A 6130-nucleotide genomic window follows, 5' to 3' on the forward strand; every position below is an offset into this window, starting at 1 on the left:
GCGGTATCTGTCGTTCGAGGAACGTGAGGAGATCGCGCTGCTGAGGGTGCAGGGGCGCGGGGTGCGGGAGATCGCCCGGGCTGTGGGGCGGGATCCGTCGACGGTCTCGCGTGAGCTGCGCCGCAACGCGGCCACGCGTGCCGGGAGGCTGGACTACCGGGCCAGTGTCGCGCAGTGGAAGGCCGAGCTGGTGGCGCGGCGTCCGAAGGTCGCCAAGCTCGTCGCCAATCAGCGGCTTCGTGAGTACGTGCAGGACAAGCTGTCGGGTGTTGTCCGCGACGCGGACGGTAATCCGGTCGCGGGACCTGACCAGCCGCGGTGGCTGGGTCGGAACAAGCCCCATCGCGGTGACCGGGCCTGGGTCCTGGCCTGGAGTCCGGAGCAGATATCCAGGCACCTGGCGCTCGACTTCCCCTATGACGGGTCGATGCGCATCAGTCACGAGGCGATCTATCAGGCGCTCTACGTGGAGTCTCGCGGCGCGTTGCCGCGTGAACTGGTCTTGCACCTGCGCACCGGTCGTGCGCTGCGGGTGCCGCGCGCGCGATCGAAGCGGCAGGCGTGGGCCCACGTCACGCCCAGTACCTTGATCAGCGAACGCCCCGCAGACGTCGCCGACCGCGCTGTGGCGGGGCACTGGGAGGGCGACCTCATCATCGGGCTGCAGCGCTCCGCGATCGGCACCCTGGTCGAACGCACCACCCGGTTCACGGTCCTCGTCCACCTGCCCCGCGAGGATGGGTACGGGACGATCGCCCGCACGAAGAACGGACCGGCCCTCGCCGGCTACGGCGCTGTGACGATGACCAACGCCCTGGTCAAGACGATCGGGGCGATCCCCGGGCAGCTGCGCCGTTCGATCACGTGGGACAGAGGCAAGGAGATGTCCGACCACGTCCGGTTCACCACCGCCACTGGTACGGCGGTCTTCTTCGCTGATCCGAAGAGTCCCTGGCAGCGCGGAACGAATGAAAACACCAACGGCCTGCTCCGCCAGTACTTCCCCAAAGGCACCGACCTGTCCCGCTGGGACGCCGACGACCTCGCCGCGATAGCCCACACTCTAAACACCCGGCCGCGCAAGACTCTCGGGTGGCACACCCCCGCCGAAGCCTTCGAAGAACGGCTAAACTCCCTGCAACAACCCGGTGTTGCGACGACCGGTTGAATCCGTCCTGAGATCCGCGATCGGTGTGCACGACGCACCCGGCCACGCCGTCGCGGCGGGCGGTGGCGTTGTGCAGCGCGGCGACGGCCAGGCGGGACTTCATCCGGGAGTCGATGGAGTAGCCGACGATCCGGTTGGACCAGACGTCCTTGACCGCGCACAGGTACAGCTTGCCCTCGCCGGTGCGGTGTTCGGTTATGTCGGCCAGCCACAGCCGGTTCGGCCTGTTGGCCGTGAAGTCCCGCCGGACCAGGTCGTCGTGCACCGGCGGCCCGACCTTGCGGCCCTTGCCGCGCCGCTTCCTGGCGAAGGCGCTCCACCAGCTGTGGCCGGAGCAGATCTTCCACGCGGTCCGGTCGGCCATCCGCTGCCCGGCCGCGGCGGCCTCGTCGGCCAGGAACCGGTAGCCGAACTCCGGGTCGTCGCGGTGGGCGTCGAACAGCGCGTTGGCACGCCACGCCAGCGCCAGCTCGGCGTCGGTGACTGGTCGGGCAAGCCACCGGTAGTAGTGCTGGCGGGCGATCTTCAAAACCCGGCACGTCACCGCGACGGGGATCCCGTCGGCGGCCAGATTTGTCACGAGCGGGTAGATCCTTTTCCCGGTAGATGCGCCTACGACAGGTATGCCGCGGCCCGGCGAAGGACCTCGTTCTCCTGCTCCAACAGCTTGATCCGCTTGCGAGCCTGGCGTAGCTCGGCCGACTCGCTGCTGCTCACGCCGGGTTTGGCACCGGCGTCGACGTCAGCTGCACGCAGCCACTTGAACAACGTCATCGGGTGGACACCGAAGTCCTTGGCGATCTGCTCGACCGTCACGCCGGCATCACGGGCCTGGGCGACCCGCACGACGTCGTCGCGGAACTCACGGGGGTAGGGCTTGGGCACAGCGACATCCTTCCAGCCCGCCCGAAGGGCAAGCCATCTCCGATGTCACCTATCCGTGCAGCAGACCCGACATCAGCAGTTAAGACGCTCCGCAGCGTTAATCGTCAACGATGTCCGCTCGGACGCTCGTCACCCGTTCGTGTCCGAAGGCCACGAGGGTTGTCCACTTCGAGAAAGCCAGCCGAGACGCACTCCGAAACGGATTCCCGGAGGGCCCCTGACCAGTACGACCAGCTTCGGCATGAAGGCCGGAGTCTCCGGGGCTACATGAACCTAAGTACATGATCCCAATTGCCGGTAAGCTGCTATTGGCGTGATCAATATGGCTGGGCGGCGGCTACGGGAGTGCCGCCCTGCCAGATTACGGTGCGACGTGCGACTCGGTACGGAACTTGACTAGAACCCTTTCGCATCGTCAAGAGCGAAGGCCGTGCCGAGAAGATCCGTTGCGAAACAACCGCGGCGGCTGCCAGGTGAGGCGTCATCCAGTCGAGTATGTCGTACACGCGTCGTCGAATTTCGAAACCATCCGTCCAGGCGGATTCATTCGGTACTCCTGGTCGGGCGTGAGGTCGATGGTGACGATTGTGACGCCGAAGCATCGCAGCCCTTCGATTTTGCCCACATTAACCGGGATCACCTGTGTCCCGGGTTCCCGTCGAACGGTCTGGTGCTTGCGTGGGTCACCGGCATAGTGGGTAGTTCCTTTGTAGTAAGGCGGGTTGACGAAGCGTGTCAACAACCACAGGCGCTCTTCCGGCTTGAGAACACAGTTGATCGTGACCTTGATATTGAATCCTGCGGACGCCGTGGGCGGTGCCTCTACAACTGCACACCAGGTCGTGTTCTCAAGCGCGCTGGCAGTCGGGCTGGCGGGTGCGGTCGACTCATGCGGAGGCGTTTGGGTGCTCTGTGTTGCTGAAGCCCCGGGTGACCCGACGCGGGTTGGCGATGGCGACGGCTGTTGGGGACCCGTCGGCCATAGGTCCTTGATCGAATACCCGGAAATCTGAGCCACACCAGCGATGACTCCAATAACTGCCACCACCGAGGAGGCGACGATCTTTATACGCAAGTTCGAGGGGCTCTCCCGAGGAGGCGATGCCTCGCTTCGCTCGGTGGGTTCTGCCATGTACGCCTCCGCAACCATAGATCCACTGTCTTGAATCTAAAATCAGCGTATCTGCAACACGCCACCTACACGATGAATGTCTGGACTTCAACCCGGGGGTGGACACCGGGTCCTCACGCCGCGAGGGCGTGTTCGTGGCGGTAGTAGGCGCTGCGCGCCTCGTGGGGCGTGCGGCAGCCAAGCGTCGAAGTGTAGGCGCCGGCGGTTGCAGTAGATCTCGATGTACTCGAAGACTGCCTGTCGTGCCTGGTGGCGGGTGACCCAGACGCGGGTGCCGATCTCGGCCTTGAGGGTCGCGAAGAACGACTCCGCGGCGGAGTTGTCGAAGCAGATTCCGGTCCTGCCCATCGACGGCCGCATCCTGACCGCGGCCAGTTTCGCGGCGTAGCGGGCCGAGGTGTACTGCGAACCCCCTATCGGAGTGAAAGATCGCGCCGGGGCTGATCAGACCGCGCCGGTGGGCCAGGTCGATCACGGTCGCCAGGTAGAGCCAGCCCTGCTCGGTGGGCAGGTAGGTGGTGTCGCCTACGAACCGCTGCCCCGTCGCGGCGGCCGTGAAGTCACGCTCGAGCAGGTCGGCCACGGGTGCGACGGTCGGGTCCTGCCTGGTCAGGCTTTTGCGACGGCGGCGGGTGATCCCGACGATGCGCCGTTGGCGCATGATCCGCTCGACCTCTTTACGGTTGACCGGCTGGCCACGTCTGCGCAGCTCCGCGGTGACCCGCTTGGACCCGGCTTCACGACCCATCTGGTCGACGCCGGCATCGACACCTCCATCAGCACCGTCGGCGACGCCCGGACAACGCACTCATGGAGCCCACGATCGGCCTCTACAAGACCGAACTGATCAAACCGCGGCGGCCTTGGCGCACCCTGGCCCAGGCCAAACTGGTCACCACCGAACGGATCGACTGGTACAACCACGACCGCCTGCACTCGGCCACCCGCTACCTCCCGCCGGTCGAGTACGAATCGATGTTCTACGCTCACCGCCTGCCCGACCAGCGCGAGCTGGTCACAGTCTGAGGACTCCACCAGACTCGGGGCGGTTCATTTTCGCAATCTGCGCGAAGTCGTCCAAGTTCAGCGGTGGGCAATCAGAACGCCTGACGAACCAACACCGTCGACAAGGTCTTCGCCGTTCTCGCACAGGCCGCGATCCTTGGTACAAGCCTCGCAACATCACATGAGGTCGAAGGAGCGTCACCCCTTCCCACCTATTGAGAGAGCCGTCCGAAACGCACCCCGAGACGCGGCCCGCGAACCGACGTTGAGCAGGAAAAACAGCTCCCAGGATGAAGTCTGGAGTCTCCGGGGCTACATGAACCCTAAGTACATGATCACGATGGCAGCTGACCTGCAATTATGCTGATCTCCTGGGGTCTGCCCGATGCCCAAATCGACGTCGGCAGACCTATCGCCGACTATGTGAGGTAGCACATCTGCGCGCAGCGTACACGATCGCGCCAGTGCCGACGAGCAGATGACAGCGTCGATGAGGTCGTAGCAGTCAGGGCTGAACGTGTCGGCGCTCATGCCTAGACGAGTGTTCCGGCGAAGACGACGTCGCCGTGGGCGGCGCACCGTGCCCTGCGTGCTGGTGCGCCGCCCACTCTGGCTTCTCCCTACCGGACCTTCGGCAGTCGGTCAGACCTCGCCGCGCCGGCTCCGGACGCCCCACGCCTTACATTGCTCCAACTGCGACTGCCAGAACCGCGTCGCGGAGACCTGATCATCGGCTTTTGCCCGCTCGGCGAGCGGGTCGACCTGACCGTTCACACGGAAATAGCCCCCTCCGGGAAAGCCTTCACGTCGGCCCGCCACGTGAACCACGAGCGCATCGAGCGGTGGCATGTCCTGCTGCCTGCACCGATGGTGAAACTGCTCCATAAACTCTGTCACCAGGTGGGACTCCCCACCGAAATGCAGATTCTGCGGCGACGGAAGCCCGGCGGCGTCGAAGACACGTGAGTAGGAGAGTGTCTGCCCTCGGTCCTCAGCACCGTGTCGCCTCACATATTCGATTGCGGCATCCACCTGCTCGGGCGTGAACTCGTGCAACTTCGACATGGCCAGCAATCTATTGCGGGCGATGCAGGTCGCAAAACCGCCGATCGTATCTTCCGCATGATTCAAGCGGCCGGCGCTCGGCAAACCACGGACGTGCGCGATGACAAGACGCCTCGCACATCGCCCTTCGCTGGCGAAGACCTGATCGGTCACGACCTATCCATGCCCCGGCGCCATTCCCTTCCAAGGAGCACCACACGGCCAGCGGCGTCAACTACTGCCGTTGATCCGTTTGGACCTTGGATCTCGACTGTTGTCATCCCAAGGGTGATGCTGTACCGGTCCACAGGGATGTCATCGACGGTGTCGACCCCTGGGATGCGCTCGGCGCACACGCGGTAAGTCAGCTCTCGGTCATCGAGAGGCAGCCCGCCATCGACGACGCTGGCCCGCTTAAGCTGAGTAACGATCGTTCGGTGAGCTGGCTCGAGTAGCCCGACCGCTACATCTGTTCCAGATACGTCCGCAACGATCGCCTCGTGTTCGCCTATCCGGATGGTCCGCTGATCGGCCGCCATCAACGCGGCGCCAATGAGACTGCGCTGCAGAAATAGCGTCTCCGGTCGGTTCGCGGCGTGAGTAGGATGCCGCCACCCCTGAGAATTGCCGAGGTTCCATGCCCCGGTGAAGTATGTGGGCAAGCCAAATTCGACCAAGAGGTGAACCAACGGCTCGCTGGCTACGGAGACCAGCGCCTGCACGTGCGGTGCAGGCCATGAGCGCAAGGTCCGCGCTGCGTCGAGCTGGTGTGCCGCGCTGTTGAGCGTCATTCGCTGTGAGCATGTGGCGTAGGCCTGCGTCGTTGCTGGTGAGCGGGATCTTGAGAGCAGCCCGGAGGGTTGCTCTTCTTCGTGTGCGACGCCAACGTGAGCACG

Annotated in this window: 6 protein-coding genes and 3 pseudogenes; 2 read left to right on the top strand and 7 right to left on the bottom strand. The window is 64.6% G+C overall.

The genetic code is table 11. The features are described from left to right. The coding region (locus FLL47_RS42375; RefSeq protein ID WP_144128350.1) for an IS30 family transposase at window positions 1-1168 on the top strand (1168 nt) is incomplete at its 5' end. Window positions 1169-1187: 19 nt separating this feature from the next. On the opposite strand, the pseudogene FLL47_RS45320 reads toward FLL47_RS42375, so the two are convergent. From FLL47_RS45320 to FLL47_RS45335, 5 genes and pseudogenes are all read right to left on the bottom strand, one after another. Next, window positions 1188-1532, bottom strand: a pseudogene (locus tag FLL47_RS45320) (DDE-type integrase/transposase/recombinase); the annotation flags it as partial. Window positions 1533-1780: 248 nt separating this feature from the next. Further along, window positions 1781-2053, bottom strand: a complete 273-nt coding sequence (locus FLL47_RS45325; RefSeq protein ID WP_144128352.1) for a transposase — start codon at window positions 2051-2053, stop codon at window positions 1781-1783. Window positions 2054-2534: 481 nt separating this feature from the next. Then, window positions 2535-3185 (bottom strand): hypothetical protein, encoded by a 651-nt coding sequence (locus FLL47_RS42390; protein ID WP_144128353.1) that lies wholly within the window; start codon window positions 3183-3185, stop codon window positions 2535-2537. An 87-nt stretch (window positions 3186-3272) separates the two neighbouring features. Then, complete coding sequence (locus tag FLL47_RS45330; protein ID WP_144128354.1) at window positions 3273-3545, bottom strand: IS3 family transposase; 273 nt, start codon at window positions 3543-3545, stop codon at window positions 3273-3275. Window positions 3546-3816: 271 nt separating this feature from the next. Beyond that, window positions 3817-3933 (bottom strand): annotated as a pseudogene (locus FLL47_RS45335) (IS3 family transposase); the annotation flags it as partial. A 32-nt stretch (window positions 3934-3965) separates the two neighbouring features. Between FLL47_RS45335 and FLL47_RS42405 the strand changes: the two are divergent. Continuing rightward, a pseudogene (locus FLL47_RS42405) lies at window positions 3966-4211 on the top strand (integrase core domain-containing protein); the annotation flags it as partial. A 621-nt stretch (window positions 4212-4832) separates the two neighbouring features. Here FLL47_RS42405 and FLL47_RS42410 read toward each other — a convergent pair. Both FLL47_RS42410 and FLL47_RS42415 read right to left on the bottom strand, forming a co-directional pair. Continuing rightward, window positions 4833-5408 (bottom strand): hypothetical protein, encoded by a 576-nt coding sequence (locus FLL47_RS42410; RefSeq protein WP_144128356.1) that lies wholly within the window; start codon window positions 5406-5408, stop codon window positions 4833-4835. Continuing rightward, entirely contained in the window at window positions 5405-6025 is a 621-nt protein-coding gene (locus tag FLL47_RS42415; RefSeq protein WP_144128357.1) for a hypothetical protein, read from the bottom strand. The genes FLL47_RS42410 and FLL47_RS42415 overlap by 4 nt, the downstream gene beginning before the upstream one ends. Window positions 6026-6130 lie beyond the last annotated feature (105 nt).

This window comes from Catellatospora sichuanensis, from assembly GCF_007483665.1.
GTDB classification, from domain to species: Bacteria; Actinomycetota; Actinomycetes; order Mycobacteriales; family Micromonosporaceae; genus Catellatospora; species Catellatospora sichuanensis.

Bases quoted from the DNA above. Each gene is read 5' to 3' on its own strand.
- FLL47_RS42390 (WP_144128353.1), bottom strand. From the start codon at position 3,185: ATGGCAGAACCCACCGAGCGAAGCGAGGCATCGCCTCCTCGGGAGAGC.
- FLL47_RS45330 (WP_144128354.1), bottom strand. From the start codon at position 3,545: ATGCGGCCGTCGATGGGCAGGACCGGAATCTGCTTCGACAACTCCGCC.
- FLL47_RS42415 (WP_144128357.1), bottom strand. From the start codon at position 6,025: ATGACGCTCAACAGCGCGGCACACCAGCTCGACGCAGCGCGGACCTTG.